General features: G+C 64.8%; 13 protein-coding genes and 1 other RNA gene. 7 read left to right on the top strand and 7 right to left on the bottom strand.

Annotation, left to right across the window (positions count from 1 at the left end):
- Positions 1-131 precede the first annotated feature (131 nt).
- On the bottom strand, positions 132-770 hold the full coding sequence (locus tag AC5ZGW_RS32760; protein WP_130231679.1) for a TetR/AcrR family transcriptional regulator: 639 nt from the start codon (positions 768-770) through the stop codon (positions 132-134).
- Positions 771-908: 138 nt separating this feature from the next.
- Here AC5ZGW_RS32760 and AC5ZGW_RS32755 point away from each other — a divergent pair, with 138 nt between their 5' ends.
- A complete protein-coding gene (locus AC5ZGW_RS32755) occupies positions 909-2138 on the top strand; it encodes a cytochrome P450 (RefSeq protein WP_130231677.1) in 1230 nt (409 codons plus the stop codon).
- Positions 2139-2269: 131 nt separating this feature from the next.
- Positions 2270-5959: an AsmA family protein gene (locus AC5ZGW_RS32750; RefSeq protein WP_496114024.1), complete on the top strand. Its 3690-nt coding sequence runs from the start codon at positions 2270-2272 to the stop codon at positions 5957-5959.
- Positions 5960-6172: 213 nt separating this feature from the next.
- On the opposite strand, the gene AC5ZGW_RS32745 is transcribed toward AC5ZGW_RS32750, so the two are convergent.
- The 6 genes from AC5ZGW_RS32745 to ssrA all read right to left on the bottom strand — a co-directional run bounded on the left by AC5ZGW_RS32745 (position 6173) and on the right by ssrA (position 11183).
- Complete coding sequence (locus tag AC5ZGW_RS32745) at positions 6173-7747, bottom strand: ABC-F family ATP-binding cassette domain-containing protein (RefSeq protein WP_130227612.1); 1575 nt, start codon at positions 7745-7747, stop codon at positions 6173-6175.
- Positions 7748-7864: 117 nt separating this feature from the next.
- Positions 7865-8128, bottom strand: a complete 264-nt coding sequence (locus AC5ZGW_RS32740; protein WP_035688975.1) for a ribbon-helix-helix domain-containing protein — start codon at positions 8126-8128, stop codon at positions 7865-7867.
- Positions 8125-8313, bottom strand: coding sequence for a DUF4169 family protein (locus AC5ZGW_RS32735; protein WP_028161785.1), 189 nt, complete (start codon positions 8311-8313; stop codon positions 8125-8127). The genes AC5ZGW_RS32740 and AC5ZGW_RS32735 overlap by 4 nt, the downstream gene beginning before the upstream one ends.
- 327 nt (positions 8314-8640) lie before the next feature.
- Positions 8641-10062 (bottom strand): class II fumarate hydratase, encoded by a 1422-nt coding sequence (gene fumC, locus AC5ZGW_RS32730; RefSeq protein ID WP_130227613.1) that lies wholly within the window; start codon positions 10060-10062, stop codon positions 8641-8643.
- Between the two features lie 72 nt (positions 10063-10134).
- On the bottom strand, positions 10135-10656 hold the full coding sequence (locus AC5ZGW_RS32725) for an SspB family protein (RefSeq protein ID WP_130227637.1): 522 nt from the start codon (positions 10654-10656) through the stop codon (positions 10135-10137).
- 164 nt (positions 10657-10820) lie between these two features.
- Positions 10821-11183, bottom strand: a transfer-messenger RNA (tmRNA) gene (gene ssrA / locus AC5ZGW_RS32720).
- Between the two features lie 88 nt (positions 11184-11271).
- Between ssrA and AC5ZGW_RS32715 the strand changes: the two genes are divergently transcribed.
- The 5 genes from AC5ZGW_RS32715 to AC5ZGW_RS32695 all read left to right on the top strand — a co-directional run bounded on the left by AC5ZGW_RS32715 (position 11272) and on the right by AC5ZGW_RS32695 (position 15899).
- A complete protein-coding gene (locus AC5ZGW_RS32715; protein ID WP_130227614.1) occupies positions 11272-11883 on the top strand; it encodes a chromate transporter in 612 nt (203 codons plus the stop codon).
- Positions 11880-12413 carry a chromate transporter gene (locus AC5ZGW_RS32710; protein ID WP_130227615.1) on the top strand — a complete coding sequence of 178 codons (534 nt, stop codon included), beginning with the start codon at positions 11880-11882 and terminating at the stop codon, positions 12411-12413. Before AC5ZGW_RS32715 ends, AC5ZGW_RS32710 begins: the two co-directional genes overlap by 4 nt.
- A gap of 87 nt (positions 12414-12500) precedes the next feature.
- Positions 12501-13265 carry a tripartite tricarboxylate transporter TctB family protein gene (locus AC5ZGW_RS32705; RefSeq protein WP_130227616.1) on the top strand — a complete coding sequence of 255 codons (765 nt, stop codon included), beginning with the start codon at positions 12501-12503 and terminating at the stop codon, positions 13263-13265.
- 7 nt (positions 13266-13272) lie between these two features.
- Entirely contained in the window at positions 13273-14790 is a 1518-nt protein-coding gene (locus AC5ZGW_RS32700; protein ID WP_028161791.1) for a tripartite tricarboxylate transporter permease, read from the top strand.
- A 125-nt stretch (positions 14791-14915) separates the two neighbouring features.
- Positions 14916-15899, top strand: a complete 984-nt coding sequence (locus AC5ZGW_RS32695) for a tripartite tricarboxylate transporter substrate binding protein BugD (RefSeq protein ID WP_130227617.1) — start codon at positions 14916-14918, stop codon at positions 15897-15899.
- Positions 15900-16189 lie beyond the last annotated feature (290 nt).

Here is a 16189-nt window from a genome sequence, read left to right as displayed (position 1 = left end):
ATCAAGCCGGATATTCGATCCCATTGCACATCGCTCAGAACCAGCCGATCCATGACACCCAAGGCTTCCTCCTAAAACAAAGCCTTGAATCACGTTCAATCTGATTTGAGAATCCCAAGAGTCCACACGACCTAGCGCTCCAGCCGGGCTACAGCTACGGCGCGGTCGGCGCTCCCGATCGTGCGCTGCAGATCGCCGATCGCGCGCAGGAAGCTGTCGGCGGGCGTGGTCTCCGGATCGATCAGGCGGTGCAGGCGAAAGCCGTCCTCGAGCGCCAGCACGATTGCGGCGGTCCACGCCGCATCCAGCCGGCCGTTCCTGCCGCTATCCTTCCGCGCGGTCTCGATGATGTCGGTGACCAGCTTGCGCCGGGCGCGCAGGCGCTTTGCAAGTTCGGGCCGGCGCTTCTCCGCGCGTGCGACGAACAGGATCATCTCCATGTGCAGAAGCGGCGAGCGGCCGAGCGGATCCTGCCTGGTGCGGTCCATGTGCTTCAGCGCGTCGATGAAGTCGGCGAGGTTGGTGTGTTGAGCAAGCAGGTCGAGGTTGCGCCGGATCGATTGCTCGACATGGTCCTCGAGCATCGCGATGATGAGTTCTTCCTTGCTCTTGAAGTTCGAATAGAACGCCCCGCGCGTGAAACCGGCGGCGGCCGCGATCGCCTCGATGCTGGCGCCGCCGATCCCCTGTTCCTCGAACACGCGCGCCGCCGCCTCGAACAGCTTTTCGCAGGTATCGTCCCTGGTCGGTCTGGTCCTGACTCTTGACATCGGCCCTGTTTAGGCCACAATGCAACTCGATACAAGAGTGTATCGAGTTTCAGGGGGAAACGCTTGGCTCCGCACGAAGCGGCGGCCGGTAGCGTTCAATGTGAAATCGTCGCAACGCGGCAACCGATTGAGGTCACCATGAACGAGCAAGCTCGGCCGGCGAACAGCGATCCGCTGTTCAATCCCCTGGCGCCGGAATTCATCCGCAATCCCTATCCACATTACGAGCGGCTGCGCACCGAGGACCCGATGCACGTCACGCCGTTCGGCGCTTTCGTCGCGAGCCGTCAGGCGGAGGTGAGCTTCGTCTTGCGCGACAAGCACTTTGGCAAGGACTATGCCGGCCGCGCCATACGCCGCTACGGGCCAAAGGCCATGGAGGACCCGGTCTTCCGCAGCATGAGCCAGATGATGCTGCAGCAGGATCCGCCCGATCACACCCGTCTGCGCGGCCTTGTGGTGAAGGCATTCACGGCGCGCCGGGTCGAGGACATGCGGCCGCGGATTCAGGAGATCGTCGATCAGACGCTCGATCGTGTCATCCCGCAGGGCAGGATGGACCTGATCGAGGACTTTGCGTTCCGCCTGCCGGTGACGGTGATCTGCGACATGCTCGGAATCCCCGAGGAGCATCGCGAAACGTTTTATACCGGCGCGCGCGACAGCGGGCGCATCCTCGAACCGGTGCCGTTGTCGCCTGAGGAGATCAAGCAGGGCAACGCCAGGACCAAGATGTCGGAGATGTATTTCCAGCAGCTCTTCGAGCTGCGGCGGAAGCAGCCCGGCGACGACCTGACGACGCAGCTCGTGCAGGCGGAGGAGGATGGCCACAAGCTCAGCAACGAAGAGCTGACCGCCAACATCATCCTTCTGTTCGGGGCCGGGCACGAGACGACCGTCAACCTGATCGGCAACGGCCTCTTGGCGCTGCACCGCAATCCCGATCAGCTCGCGCTGCTCAAGGCCAATCCCGGCCTGATCACCAACGCGATCGAGGAATTCCTGCGCTATGATTCCTCCGTGCAAATGACCGGGCGCGCGGCTCTGGAGGACATCGATCTCTGCGGCAAGCGCATACCCAAGGGCGAGGCCGTGCTGTGCCTGCTGGGCTCGGCCAACCACGATCCGGCTGTCTATCCCGACCGCCCGGAACGGCTCGATATCACCAGGCCCAACGTGAAACCGCTGTCCTTCGGCGGCGGCATCCATTTCTGTCTCGGCGCCCAATTGGCGCGGATCGAGGCCGAGATCGCGATCTCGACGCTGCTCCGCCGCCTGCCGGAGCTGCGGCTGGATGACGCGGAAAATCCACAGTGGCGGCCGACCTTCGTGCTGCGGGGGCTACGGCGCCTGCCGGCGAGCTGGTAACCTTCTCGACCCTCGCCAGCGGGTGCAGCGCGATACCGCTGTGACTTCGCCATACTTCTCTCTATATACTGGGCTGCTCCGGCGCTGTATTGGCCACGTGCGCCGCGGGGCGGGGCTCAAAGGGAGACACCGTGCAGACGACGCTGCTCGGCCTGGCAATCGCGTTCATTCTTGCGCTGATCGCCGCGCTGGTCGGACCGTACTTCATTGACTGGAACCAGTTCCGTCCGCAATTCGAGGCAGAGGCGACGCGAATCATCGGCGCGCCCGTGCGCATCGGCGGCGAGCTTGACGCGCGGCTACTGCCGGCGCCGCAGCTTCGGCTGCGTTCGGCCGTGGTCGGCGGCGGCAATGATCGCGGCAAGATCCGGGCCGACAAGCTCGACGTCGAATTCAGCCTGGGTTCGCTGATGCGCGGCGAATGGCGCGCCACGCAGCTCACCGTCAATGGCATGTCGGTGGATCTCGGTCTGGACCAGAAGGGACGGATCGACTGGCCGGCCTCGCAGGGCACGTTCGACTTCGCCTCGCTGGCGATCGATCGCGTCAACCTCACCGGCCGCATCGCCCTGCATGACGCCGCGAGCCGCAGCACGCTGGAATTGAGCGACATCGCGTTCAGCGGCGATGTCCGGTCGCTTGCCGGCGCGATCCGCGGCGACGGCGATTTCACGTTCGACGGCTCCCGCTATCCGTTCCGGATCTCCTCCGGCCAGAGCGCCGACGGCAATGGCACCCGCGTGCATGTCAACATCGACCCCGGCCAGCGCCCGCTCGCGGCCGATCTCGACGGCATACTCACCTTCGAGGCCCGCGCGCCGCGCTTCGAAGGCGTGCTGGCGCTGGCCTCGCCGCCCGCATCAAAGAAGGACGCGGCCGCGGCGACGCCCTGGCGTGTCGGAGCCCGGATCAAAGCGGATTATTCGGCGGCGCGGCTCGACCAGATCGAGGTCAGCTATGGCAATGACGAGCGCGCGCTGAAGCTCGCGGGCGCAGGCGGCATCCATTTCGGCGCTTCGCCGCTGCTGCGCGCCTCACTCTCGGCGCGGCAACTCGATGTCGACCGCTTTGCCGCGAAGGACAACAATGCTGAGCCGATTCATGCGCTGCCGGCGCTGCGCGCTCTGCTGTCGGGCGTTCCCCACGTCGCGCTGCCGTCCCAGATCGAATTCTCGTCCGAGCAGATCATGCTCGGCGGGCGGCCCTTGCAGGATATCGCCGCCGAGCTTCACGGCGACGACAAGGGCTGGACAGTGCGGCGGCTCGACTTCCGCGCACCGGGCGCCACGCGCGTCTCGCTCAGCGGTGCTGGCCCGCAAAGCGCCCAGTCGGACAGCTTCAAGGCGGCGCTCAATGTCGAGTCGTCCGATCCCGATGCGCTGATGGTGTGGCTGCAGGGCCGTAGCGATCCGCCGTCTCGCAATCAAAAACCGCTCAAGCTGCGTGGCGACGTCACGCTCGCCGCAACCGGCTTTGCGGTCGATGCCATGAAGGCCGAGATCGACGGCGGTGCGATCACCGGACGTGTCGCGGTGTCATATCCCACCGGCAATCGTGGCGCGAAGGTCGAGGCCACCGTGAAGGCCGACCGGCTGGATCTCGATGCGGCCACCGCGGTCATACGCTCGCTGGCGGGACCGCAGGCCGAATGGCCGGAGGAAGCGCAGCTCTCGCTTGACATCGCTCGCGCGATGTCGGCTGGGCAGGAGCTGCGTCCGCTGCAGGCCAAGCTTGCCTTTGGACCGAAGATGGTCTCGCTCGAGCGACTTAAGATTGGGCAGCCGGACAGCGTGACGATCGAGGGCACCGGCAATTTCGATCGCATCAACGCGACCGGAAAGCTCGCGCTCGACGCAAACGCGGCCTCGTTCAGCCAGTTGACTGGTCTGGTCTCATCGTTCGCACCGTCAGCCGCATCGCGCTTCAACAAGCTGGCTGCGATCCCCGGTCCGGCGCGGCTGAAGCTCGCGCTTGATCTCGACAAGGGACAGGCCGATCGCGGCAGCCTTCGCGCCGCGTTGGAGCTCGACGCGGTGCAGCTCAAGGGCACCGCTACGGTGACAGCGAAGCCGCAGGTCGCAGCGATCCGCAGCACCGATCTCGATGCCCTCAGCCGCAGCGATCTCGGCGTCGACGCCAGATTTTCAGCGGGGCAGGGGCGTGCAATGCTCGCGCTGCTCAACCTCGATCGAGTCATCGCCATCGGCGACGGCCCCGCGCAATTCGAAGGCTCGATCAACGGCGCCTGGCGCGCGCCGTTGCGGCTGAAGGCGAGGATCTGGGGCGCGGGGCTTGATGCGGACGCCGAAGGCGCGGCCGAGCCATGGGACGAGGCGAAGAAAGCCAGCATCAACCTGCGGGTCAGGAGCGCCGACATCAGTCCGCTGCTCGATCTCAAGCCGTCGGACACCCCGGTGAACGGCGTCCGCCTGTCGTCGCGCGTCTCACTCGCCGGCAACAAGCTCTCGTTCGACGATCTCGACAGCATCATCGGCGGCTCGCGACTGCGTGGCCGGGTTGCGCTCGCCATGGGGGAGGAGAAGAACATCGAGGGTGAGATCGGGCTCGACCAGGTCGCGCTTGCACCGGTGTTTGCGTTTGCGATCGGTGCCGGCGGACATGATTCGACCGAGCCGCTCGGCGGGGGCATCATCAAGGGCTGGCGCGGCAACATCGTCTTCCAGGCGTTGCGCGGCGAGCTGCCGGGCGGCAGCGAAGTGCAGCCGGTGAGCGGCACGATCAAGAGCGATGGCCAGGCGCTGACCTTTGAGGCCCTCAAGGGCAAGATCGGCGGCGGCGATCTCAGCGCCGCCATCGATGCAAGGCCGAGTGCGAATGGCATCACCGTCAATGCGAGCGTGCAGCTTAGCGGCGTTGACGGAACGGCGTTGCGCTACCGAAATCTCAACATGCCCAAGGGGCGCGCCTCCTTGCAGATGACATTGATGAGCCAGGGCCGCAGCGCGTCGGCGCTGGCTGGCGCGCTGTCCGGCAGCGGCACGGTCACGCTTGAAAGTGCGCGCATTGCCGGGCTCGATCCGCGCGCCTTCGACGTTGCGATCCGCGCCAGCGAGAACGGGCAGGTTTCGGATGACGCTAGGCTGAAGCAGATCGTCGAGCAGGCGCTCGCAAACGGCGTGCTGTCGGTCGCCTCAGCCCAGCTTCCGTTCAACATTCGCGACGGGCGGATCCGCGTTGGCGCCAGCACGCTGGCGGCCAATGGCGTCAACGCCACGATCTCCGGCGGCTACGACATTCCGGCCGATCAAGCCGACATCCGCGCCGTGCTGGTGCCGACCGCGATCACCGCGGCGAGCCGGCCGGAAATCCAGTTGCTCGCGGTGGGCACGCCCGACGGGCTCACCCGCAGCGTCGATGTCGCGGCGTTATCGTCGTGGCTCGCGGTGCGCGCGATCGACCGCGAGACCAGGCGATTGGATGCGATTGAGCGCGGCGAGCCGCCTCCAACGTTCCAGCCGACGCCGCCGCTGATCCCGCCGCAGGAGCCGGCGGAAGCTCCCGATGCAAGCGCGACGATCCCGCCGACAGCAACTGATGTGCCGATCCCGGGCCGCGATCCGCGCAAGGGAGCACAAAAGCCGAAAACGACCGCACCGCGGCCGCCGCTGGCGCAGCCTCCGGCCAGCGCGCCAGCCGCCAATCCGCCCGCGTCAGTCGCGAGCCAACCGCAGCTCGCGCCATTGCCGCCGCCGATCGACGTCAAGCCGCCGCCGGGCGCTGCGAAACCAAAACCCCGTCCGCCGCTCGCACTGACGCCCCAGGTCGCCAACCCACCATCGCGTCCGGCGGCGCAAAATTAGAGCGCGATTAAGGTCAGGGTCGAACTGTGTCCGCGACCGAGGCTGCGCTTCCTCTCCCCGTTCTTACGGGGAGAGAGTTGGGGTGAGGGGCTCTCTCCGCGAGCACGGTGACAGAAGGACTCGCGGAGCCTCCCCCTCACCCGAAGTTCGAGCTGTGCTCGAATTTCGACCTCTCCCCGCAAGCGGGGCGAGGTGAACCCGGGGCTCGCCGCCTCAGAGCGTAATCTCCCGTTCGATCCCGATCGCCTGCAGGAATGCCCTGTCAGGGCTGACGACGACCAGCGCGCCATCGAAGTCGCGCAGCGCGCTTTCCAGTTCTTCGATCGCGGCGAGGTCGAGATGGTTGGTGGGTTCGTCCAACAGCAGCAATAGCGGCGGCTCCGGCCGTGCGAACACGCAAGCCATACCTGCGCGAAGGCGCTCGCCGCCGCTCAACGTATCCACGATCTGCAATGCGGCCCTGTTGCGGAAGGCAAATCGCGCCAGCGCGGCATGCGCTTCATTGGCTGACAATTCCGGGTTGAGCCGGCGCAGATTGTCCAAGATGCTGGTGCCGGCATCGAGCAGGCCGACATGCTGGTCGAGCATCGCGATCCGCTCGGTGCGACGATGGATCATGCCGGCGGTCGGCTGCGCCTCTCCGGTGATCAGGCACAGCAATGTGCTCTTGCCCGTGCCATTGGCGCCGTCGATCGCAACGCGCTCGGGGCCGCGCAGTTCGAACGACAGCGGCCCGAACAGGCGGCGGTTGGCAAAGGCCATCGCCACGCCGTCGAAGGCGACGAGCTCGCGATTGGAGGGAAGGGCGGTCTTCGGCAGGTCGATCGACAGCGGCGTCACGATCTCCACCCGCGCGCGGGCCTCCTCGAATGCATCCGCGCGCTCGCCGATCAGGCGCTCGGCGAGATGGCCTTCGCGGGCGGCGCTGGCCTCCGCGCGTTCCTTCTCGCGGTCCATGAACATCTTGTCTTCGATGCCCTTGGCGCGCCAGGCTCGGCCGGCCTTGTCGCGGCGCGACTTTCTTTCGCGCGCCTTCTGCGTCGCGCGCTCGGCGCTGCGCAGCGCGTCAGCCGCCCGCTCCAGTTCGGTTTCCGCACGCGAGCGCGCCGCGTCGCGCTGCTCGGCGAAATCAGGCCACGCGCCGCCAAAAATCGTGACGCCAACCGGCGTCAGTTCGACGATGCGGTCGACATGCTCGAGCAGCGTACGGTCGTGGCTTGCGACCACGATGCCGCCTTGCCATCGCCCGAGCAATTGCGCCACCGCCTCGCGGCCGTCGGCGTCGAGATTGTTGGTGGGCTCGTCCAGCAGCAGCACGTCAGGTGCCTGGATCAACAGGCGCGCCAGCGCGACGCGCGTTCGCTCGCCGCCGCTGAGCGATGCCACCGGGCGATCGAGCGATAGCGTGGGCAGGCCCGCTTCCGTCAGCGCGGTCTGTAGTCGTGCTTCCAGTGTCCAGTCAGCCGCGGCTGCATCCTCGAGTGTGCCGTCGCCGCGCTCGAGCCGGCGCAGGCACGCGAGCTCGCTATCGACGCCGACGGCTTGCGCCACCGTCGCCCGTTCGTCGGCGATCTGCGCGAGCATGCCGATCGATCCGGCACGGTAAACCGATCCGGCTGCCGGTTCGATCTCGCCCGCGATCAGGCGCAGCAGTGTCGATTTGCCGCAGCCGTTCCGTCCGACGATGCCGGTGCGCTCGCGTCCAATCGCGAGCGTCAGCTCATCGAACAGTGAGCGGCCGTCAGGCGCGTGAAGCGAGATGGAATCCAGGACGACAAAGGCAGGCATGGAGAGCTTCCGAAATGGACAGGTTTCGCGGCGCGGTTAGCTTGGCGATATCCATTTCGCTCTCCACTCAGGTTTGTCGGTGAAGCCGGTGCCTGAGCACCGGCTATCTGCAACGGATCAGGCTTGCGGCCTGTTGTCCGGTGCCTGGACCGTCGTCGCGGCGACTGCGCGCGAACGGAAATACTCCAGCACGAAAAGCCGGATCGCCGACGACAGATTGCCCTGCTGGCGATTGCTGTCGATTTCGCCGACCAGCTCCGACAGCGTCATGTTCCGAAGGCCCGAGATTTCCTTCATGCCATTCCAGAACGCTTCTTCCAGGCTGACGCTGGTCTTGTGGCCGGCGACCACGATCGAACGTTTGACGACGGGCGATTTCATGATGCGTCTCCGCCGTCGATACGATGCTGATCCAACAGCTTCTCGTCGCGCGCTTTGCGAAGCTCGTCCGCTTTCCGTTCGGACTTGGTGCGACCAAATCGTGCGCGGTTGGTTTCGGCCTGCTTCGCAGCTTCTTTGCGCTGCTCTTGTTTTCTTGCTCGGTTCAAGTTGATCACGTCCCCCATGCTCGCCCCATCATCCAGCGATCCGAAGGCGCAAATGCCTGTTGGCGAAACAGGCCGCAGCCAAGTTGCGCGCAAGCACTGCACATGCCCATCCGAAATCCCTATATAGCGCCTAGTGATAAGCATCAAAAGGTCAGCTTCGCCCCACGAAAACCTATATTTCGCTGCTGTCCCATGCGTCAACGCAACGCCCGCTGCAACCGATCTTATTCTTTAGGCGTTATGATCCATAATTATATCACGCGCGGGGCTAGCGCTAATTCGTAGCGAGTCAGCGCAACGCATCACCGTTTTTTCCCGGGAAAATTATGCAATTTGCAGTTTCACTTAACCCGGATGTGTCATTTTGTCCGGCTGCACCAGGGAGTCGAATTCACGTTCCGATACATAGCCGAGCCGCAGCGCCTCTTCCTTGAGCGTCGTGCCGCGCGCATGTGCTGCTTTCGCGACTTTCGCGGCGTTGTCGTATCCGATCTTCGGCGCAAGCGCAGTGACGAGCATCAGCGATCGCTGCATCAACTCACCGATGCGTTTCTCGTCGGCGCGTATCCCGACGACGCAATGCTCGGTGAAGGAGCGGATAACATCCGACAGGAGCTGAACGGAACTCATCATGCAATACGCCAACACCGGCTTGTAGACGTTCAGCTCGAAGTGTCCCTGGCTGCCCGCTATGGTGACGGCGGTTTCGTTCCCGAAGACGTACGTGCATACCATCGTCATCGCCTCGCATTGCGTCGGGTTCACCTTGCCCGGCATGATCGATGAGCCCGGCTCGTTCTCCGGCAGGATCAGTTCGCCGAGGCCTGAGCGCGGACCCGAGCCGAGGAAGCGGATGTCGTTGGCGATCTTGAACAGCCCGGTCGCCACCGAATTGATCGCGCCGTGCACCAGCACATAGGCGTCGTTGGAGGCCAGCGCCTCGAACTTGTTCGGCGCACTGATGAACGGCAGCTTCGTGATCTTGGCGACGTGCCTTGCGAACAGTCTCGCAAAGCGTGGCTTGGAGTTGAGGCCGGTGCCGACGGCGGTGCCGCCTTGCGCGAGCGGCAACAGATCCTTCGCCGCCGTGCGTAGCCGCGCGATGCCACTCTCGACCTGCGCGGCATAGCCGGAGAATTCCTGACCCAGCGTCAGCGGCGTCGCATCCTGGGTGTGGGTGCGGCCGATCTTGACGATCTTCGCGAACGCTTTCTCCTTGCGGCGCAGCTCGCGATGCAATTCGCCGAGCGCAGGAATCAGCCTCTCGAAAATTCCCTGCGCCGCCGCGATGTGCATCGCCGTCGGAAACGAGTCGTTCGACGATTGGCTCATGTTGACGTGGTCGTTGGGATGAACCGGTTTCTTCGCGCCGAGTTCAAAGCCGAGCAGTTCGTTGGCGCGGTTGGCGATCACCTCGTTGAGGTTCATGTTGGTCTGCGTGCCCGAGCCTGTCTGCCACACCACCAGCGGGAAATGATCGTCGAGCTTGCCTTCGATCACTTCTTTCGCGGCACGCGTGATCGCATTGGCTCGGCGCGCGTCGATCAGACCAAGCTCGCGGTTGGTGAGCGCTGCCGCCAGTTTCACGATGCCGAGCGCATGCACGATCTCGATCGGCATGCGGTCGCGGCCGATGCGGAAGTTCTGCCGGGAGCGTTCGGTCTGCGCGCCCCAATAGCGATCGGAGGCGACGTCGATCGGACCGAAACTGTCGGTCTCGACGCGGATGGTTTTGTTTTTTTGTGAAGAGGATGTTGATCGAGCCATTGCCAATGTCCGTTGCGCCGTGAAGCGGCGTAACGTTCATTCTACAGCGTCGATGATTGGTGCGTGTTTAGATTATTTCTTGCGGAAGCGGTCGAGCCGAACCACCTCGGCGCCTTCGCTCGGCTTGTCCGAGTCTTCCTTTTCTTGCGAATCACTCTCGGCCGCCGGAGCAGGCGGCGGTGGCGCAGGCGAAGCCGCAGGCAGCTTGGGCTCGGGCTTCTCGGGCGCAACGTCCTCCTCGGACGGTTCGAAATGCAGGCCGAACTTCACGGAGGGATCGAGGAAGCTCTTGATGGCGGCGAAGGGCACGACGAGCCGTTCCGGAATGCCGCCGAACGAAAGTCCGACCTCGAAACGATCGTCCGTCACCACGAGGTCCCAGAACTGGTGCTGCAGGATGATCGTCATCTCCTGCGGATATTGCGCGAGCAGCCGCGGCGATATCTTCACGCCGTCGGCGTTGGAGATGAAGGTGATGTAGAAATGATGCTCGCCGGGAAGTCCGTGCTCCGCGGCGTCCGCCAGCACGTGGCGTACCACCCCGCGCAGCGCGTCCCGCGCCAGCACGTCATATCGGATGTGATCGGTCGCCATGATGGTCCTGTCGCGTTCAAAAATGGCCGGCCGCATGCCGGTCGCCCGACTCGCCTTTAGCTCTATGGTATCCCGGCCACAAGCCAAGGTCAGCAGGCCTTCCGGATCGAATTTGCGGCACAAGCACCCGCTTGGGATGCACGCACTTTACCATGCGAATGTGAAGTGGAGGCTTCTGTTGCCAGGTGCCTCCGAACCCCGCCTAGCGGAGCTTAACCCGCTAGGGCTTTAAAGTGGTCTTTCAAACTGCGTTACGCAGCCTGAGCAACCGGAGCATAGTTGTCGTTGGCAACTATTGCATTGGCCCGATATCGGCGGAACCATACCGAGAAAAAACACGCCCTTTACGCCCTCGTCGATCCTATTTCGCCCCCGCCGGAACCCACGGCTTGCGTTCCGCATGGGCTCTGGTGGAGGCGCCGGGTACCGCCCCCGGGTCCGAATGGTTTATTTCGACGGTCGTTTATTTCCATAGCCGGCAAGCCGGCACCCCCAATATAGGCTGCAAAGCGACGGAAAAACAGACCCTTGGCGGCCCCATCCCGGCGTTTCGTGCATGGAACGGCTTCGGTTTATCGCCTTGGCCGGCAGGATGCGGCATTTTAGGCTCTTGCCATGTCCTCCGATTCTCCGCCGGCCGCCGTTCCCGTGGCGGACCTTCCTGCCTCGACCCCGCCCATCCAGCCCAGCCTGGGGGAACTGTTCGTGGCCTTTGCAAAAATGTCCCTGGCCGGGTTCGGCGGGGTTCTGGTCTGGGCGCGCCGGGGCATCGTCGAGCAGCACCGCTGGATGACCGCGGACGAGTTCAACGAGACCTTCGCGCTGTGCCATTTCCTGCCGGGGCCGAATATCGTCAATCTGTCGTTCGTGTTCGGCTCCCGCTTCCGGGGGCTTGCCGGCGGGATTGCGGCCTTTGCAGGGCTGGTCGGTCCGCCGATGCTGATCGCGATCGTGCTCGCGGCGCTCTACAAGAACTATGGCGAGATCGAAGCGCTGCGGCGGACGCTCGCCGGCGTAGCCTGCGTCGCCGTCGGCCTTCTGCTGTCCGTGATGCTCAAGATGACGATGCCACTGGTCAAGCGGCGCGATATCGCCGGCCTCGTGGTCCTCGTCGCGGTCTTCGTCGCCATCGGGGTGTTGCGGCTGCCGTTGGCAGAGGTGCTGCTGGTCGCCGTTCCCACAAGCCTGGCCGTGACACTGCTGATTCGCCAGCGGGGGCGGCCATGAACGAGCATACGAACCCGATTGCGACGCTGATCTGGACGTTCGGCCTGATGTCGCTGTTTGCCGTCGGCGGTGCCAATGCGGCCATCCCCGAAATGCACCGGATCGCCGTCGAGGTCCGGCACTGGATGACCGACAAGGAGTTCGCCGACGTCTTTGCGATCTCGCAATTGTCGCCGGGGCCGAACGTGCTGATCGTGACCCTGATCGGCTACTCCGTCGCCGGTATCGCCGGTGCGCTGGCGGCGACGCTTGCGATGTGCGGGCCGACCGCGCTGCTTGCCTATTATGTGAGCGGGCTGCTTACGCGCTCGCGCCATTCGCGCTGGCCGGCGATCATCCAGGCGGCACTGGTTCCGCTTTCGATCGGGCTGATGGCCGCGAGCGGGTTCATTTTGGCCCGGACCTCCGACCAAAGTTGGATTGCCGCTCTGACGACGGTGATAACGGCCATTGTTGCCTTTGCGACGCGGCTTAACCCTTTTTGGCTGCTACTGGCCGGGGGCGTCCTCGGTTTCGCTGGCGTTATCTGACGAAAATCGCTAGGCAAGGCCGGGGCAGGTTGCAAATCCAGCCGATAGAATAACAGGGCCCGCGGTGCGGGCACGGAGGAGACATGCATGGCCGAAACGATGGGCCAAACCGCATCAAGCACACGTAACACGAACGCCGCCATCGGCATTTTCGTGCTGGCATTGGCGCCGCACCTTTTTGAGCTTGTGTGGTCGCTCGGCACGATCATCGGAGTGGGTACGGGCCGCGGGCCGGCGCAGGTGCTGCTCGCCCATGGCGGGGCGCTACTATCCGCCGCACCCAACGCGGTGTTCGGATCGATCGCCGTCGACGCCAAGAAGGGCTTTTCCTCGGATGTGCTGCTGGCGCTGATCTATTCCTATCCGTTGTTTGCGGTTGCGATCGTCACGCTGTTCGTCAAGATCCGCGCGCCGCAGGATTATATCGGCGGCATCGTGCTGATGGCGCTTGCGCTGCTGGCGCTATGGGCTTCAAGCGACCTGCAGGGCATGCGCGGCTTCTCCTTCGGCGCCGGCACCGCTCCGCGGATGTTCGGCGTGCTGTTGGTTGCGCTCGGCGCCGGCATTGCGGTGACGGGGCTGTTCACCGACGGACCGGAACTTGCGCATTATTCCTGGCGCGGACCGCTGTTCGTAATGGCCGCAATCCTCTTTTTCGCTCTCGCGATCCGTCCACTCGGTTTGGTGGTGTCGGCGTTTGCAAGCTTCATGATCGCGGCAGCCGGCTCGCATGAGACGCGATGGATCGAGGCCATCATCGTCGGCGCCTGCCTGACGCTCGCTTGCGCACTCCTGTTTCCCTATGTGCTGGGGCTGCCGATGCCGATGTTCCCGCGTTTCCTGATCCAGTGAGGGCGTGATGGTCGATCTTTTTGCTAATCTCGCCCACGGTTTTGCCGTCGCCTTCTCGCCGATCAATCTGTTGATGTGTCTGATCGGTGCGCTTGTCGGCACGCTGGTCGGCGTGTTGCCGGGCATCGGCACCATCGCCACGGTGGCGATGCTGCTCCCGATCACGTTCGGCTTGCCGCCGGTCGGCGCGCTGATCATGCTCGCGGGCATCTATTACGGCGCCCAATATGGCGGCTCGACCACCTCGATCCTGGTCAATATCCCGGGCGAGGCGACCTCGGTCGTCACTGCCCTTGACGGCCACCAGATGGCAAAACAGGGCCGCGCCGGCCCGGCGCTGGCGATCGCCGCGATCGGCTCGTTTTTCGCCGGCTGCGTCGCCACCGTCCTGATTGCCATCCTGGGAGCGCCGTTGACAAAACTCGCGCTGGCGTTCGGGCCGGCCGAATATTTCTCGCTGATGGTGCTCGGCCTGATCTTCGCGGTGGTGCTCGCAAAGGGCTCGGTGCTGAAGGCGATCGCGATGATCGTGTTCGGGCTGCTGCTGTCGATGGTCGGCTCCGACATCGAGACCGGCGCGTCCCGCATGGCCTTCAACATCCCCGAGCTCGCCGACGGCCTCGGCTTCGCCACCGTGGCGATGGGCGTGTTCGGCTTCGCGGAGATCATCCGCAACCTCGACCACGGCGCCGAGATGAGCCGCGATCTGGTGCAGCAGAAGATCACCGGCCTGATGCCGACGAGAAAGGACCTCATCGACTCCGCGCCAGCGATCGGACGCGGCACGGTGCTGGGATCGATCCTCGGCATCCTGCCGGGCGGCGGCGCCGTCATTGCCTCCTTCGCCGCGTATACGCTGGAGAAGAAGCTCGCCAAGAATCCGTCGCGGTTCGGCCGCGGCGCGATCGAGGGCGTGGCGGCGCCGGAGAGCGCCAACAATGCCGCGGCGCAGACCTCCTTCATCCCGCTGCTCACGCTCGGCATCCCGCCCAACGCGGTGATGGCGCTGATGGTCGGCGCGATGACCATCCACGGCATCGTGCCGGGACCGCAGGTGATGCAGAAGCAGCCGGATCTGGTCTGGGGCATGATCGCCTCGATGTGGATCGGCAATCTGATGCTGGTCATCATCAACCTGCCGCTGGTCGGCATCTGGGTGCGGCTGTTGCGCGTGCCGTACCGGCTGATGTTCCCCTCGATCGTGATCTTCTGCGCGATCGGCATCTACTCCGTGAACAACGCCCCGGTCGACGTCATTCTGGCCGGCGTGTTCGGCCTGGTCGGCTATTGGCTGATCAAGCACGATTTCGAGCCGGCGCCGCTGCTGCTCGGAATGGTGCTCGGGCCGCTGATGGAGGAGAACCTGCGCCGGGCGCTCCTGATCTCGCGCGGCGACTGGAGCGTGTTCGTCAGCCGCCCGCTGTCGGCGGTGCTGCTGGCGATCGCCGCCGGCCTGCTGGTGCTGGCGGTGTTGCCGACCCTGCGCGCCAAGCGCGACGAGGTGTTCGTGGAGTCCGAGGGGTGACCTGAGACCCAGCCTGCGTCGGCGTGTCGCAGGCGGAAGTCGTATCGACTCCCAGAAGTTGGGTATGAAAAGAAATGCCGGCCGTTTGGCCGGCATTTTCGTTTAACGGACCTCAGGGGATCTTGATGAATTGGTATGGTCGCTCGCTTGCGGGTGCTTCTCTCGCGCTGGCAGCCTTGCTGTCGGCTGTTGTCGCGCCGGCGCGCGCGCAGGACTATCCGACGCGGAGCATCACCATGATCGTGCCGTTCGCGGCTGGCGGCCCGACCGACGTCATCGCGCGCATCGTCACCGGCCATATGGCGCAAACGCTCGGCCAGAGCATCATCATCGAGAACGTGGTTGGAGCTGGCGGCACCACGGCGAGCGCACGCGCGGCGCGCGCCGCCAATGACGGCTATACGCTGATCACGGGGCACATGGGGACGCACGCGGCCTCGGTGCCCCTCTATCCCAATCTGGCCTACCATCCGGAGAAGAGCTTCGAGCCGGTGGGGCTCCTGGCCGGCACGCCGATCCTGATCCTGGCGCGCAAGGACTTTCCGCCGAAGGACCTGAAGGAATTCGTGACTTACGTGAAGGCCAACGCCGAGAAGGTCAACGCGGCGCATGCCGGCGTCGGATCGGTCTCCCACGTCTCCTGCCAACTCCTGAACTCGGTCCTCGGCATCGAGCCGGTCGGCGTGCCCTTCAACGGCACGGGCCCGGCGATGAACGCGCTGGTGGCCGGACAGGTCGACTATATGTGCGACCAGATCGTCAACGCCGTGCCACAGATCAATGCCGGCACCATCAAGGCCTATGCGATTGCGACCCCCGAGCGGAACCCGTCGCTGCCGAACGTTCCGACCACGGCCGAGGCCGGCCTCCCGGCCTTCCAGGCCCAGGCCTGGAACGCGATCTTCGCGCCCAAGGGCACGCCGGCGCCGATCATCGCCAAATTGAACGCGGCAGCCGTCAAGGCGCTGGACGACGAGACCGTCCGCAAGCGCCTGCTCGAGCTCGGCAGCGTCATCCCGCAGCCAGCCGACCGCACGCCGGAGGCGCTGGGGACGCTGGTCAATAACGAGATCAAGAAGTGGACCCCGGTGCTCAAGCCAGCTGGCTAATCGCTAGCCCGGGTGGAGCGAAGCGCAACCCGGGACATCTCGCCGTCATTCCGGGGCGTCCGAAGGACGAGCCCGGAATCCATCGGGCGGCATGCGCCGGCGGCGAAATGGATTCTCTGATGTGCAATTGCACATCATAGCTCGCGCTCCGCGCGCCCCGGAATGACGGCGAGAAAAGCAAGTGGCGGAACGCGGGTTCCGCCCTTGTCGTTTAAGAATGGGCCATCATTTTTCGGGGTATAATCGCCAGGGAAGGCCGAATCGCCGTGTCGACGGCCGTTTGCGGCCGG

Source organism: Bradyrhizobium sp. Crot121 (assembly GCF_059512385.1).
This window is presented reverse-complemented; position numbering and strand designations above follow the sequence as displayed.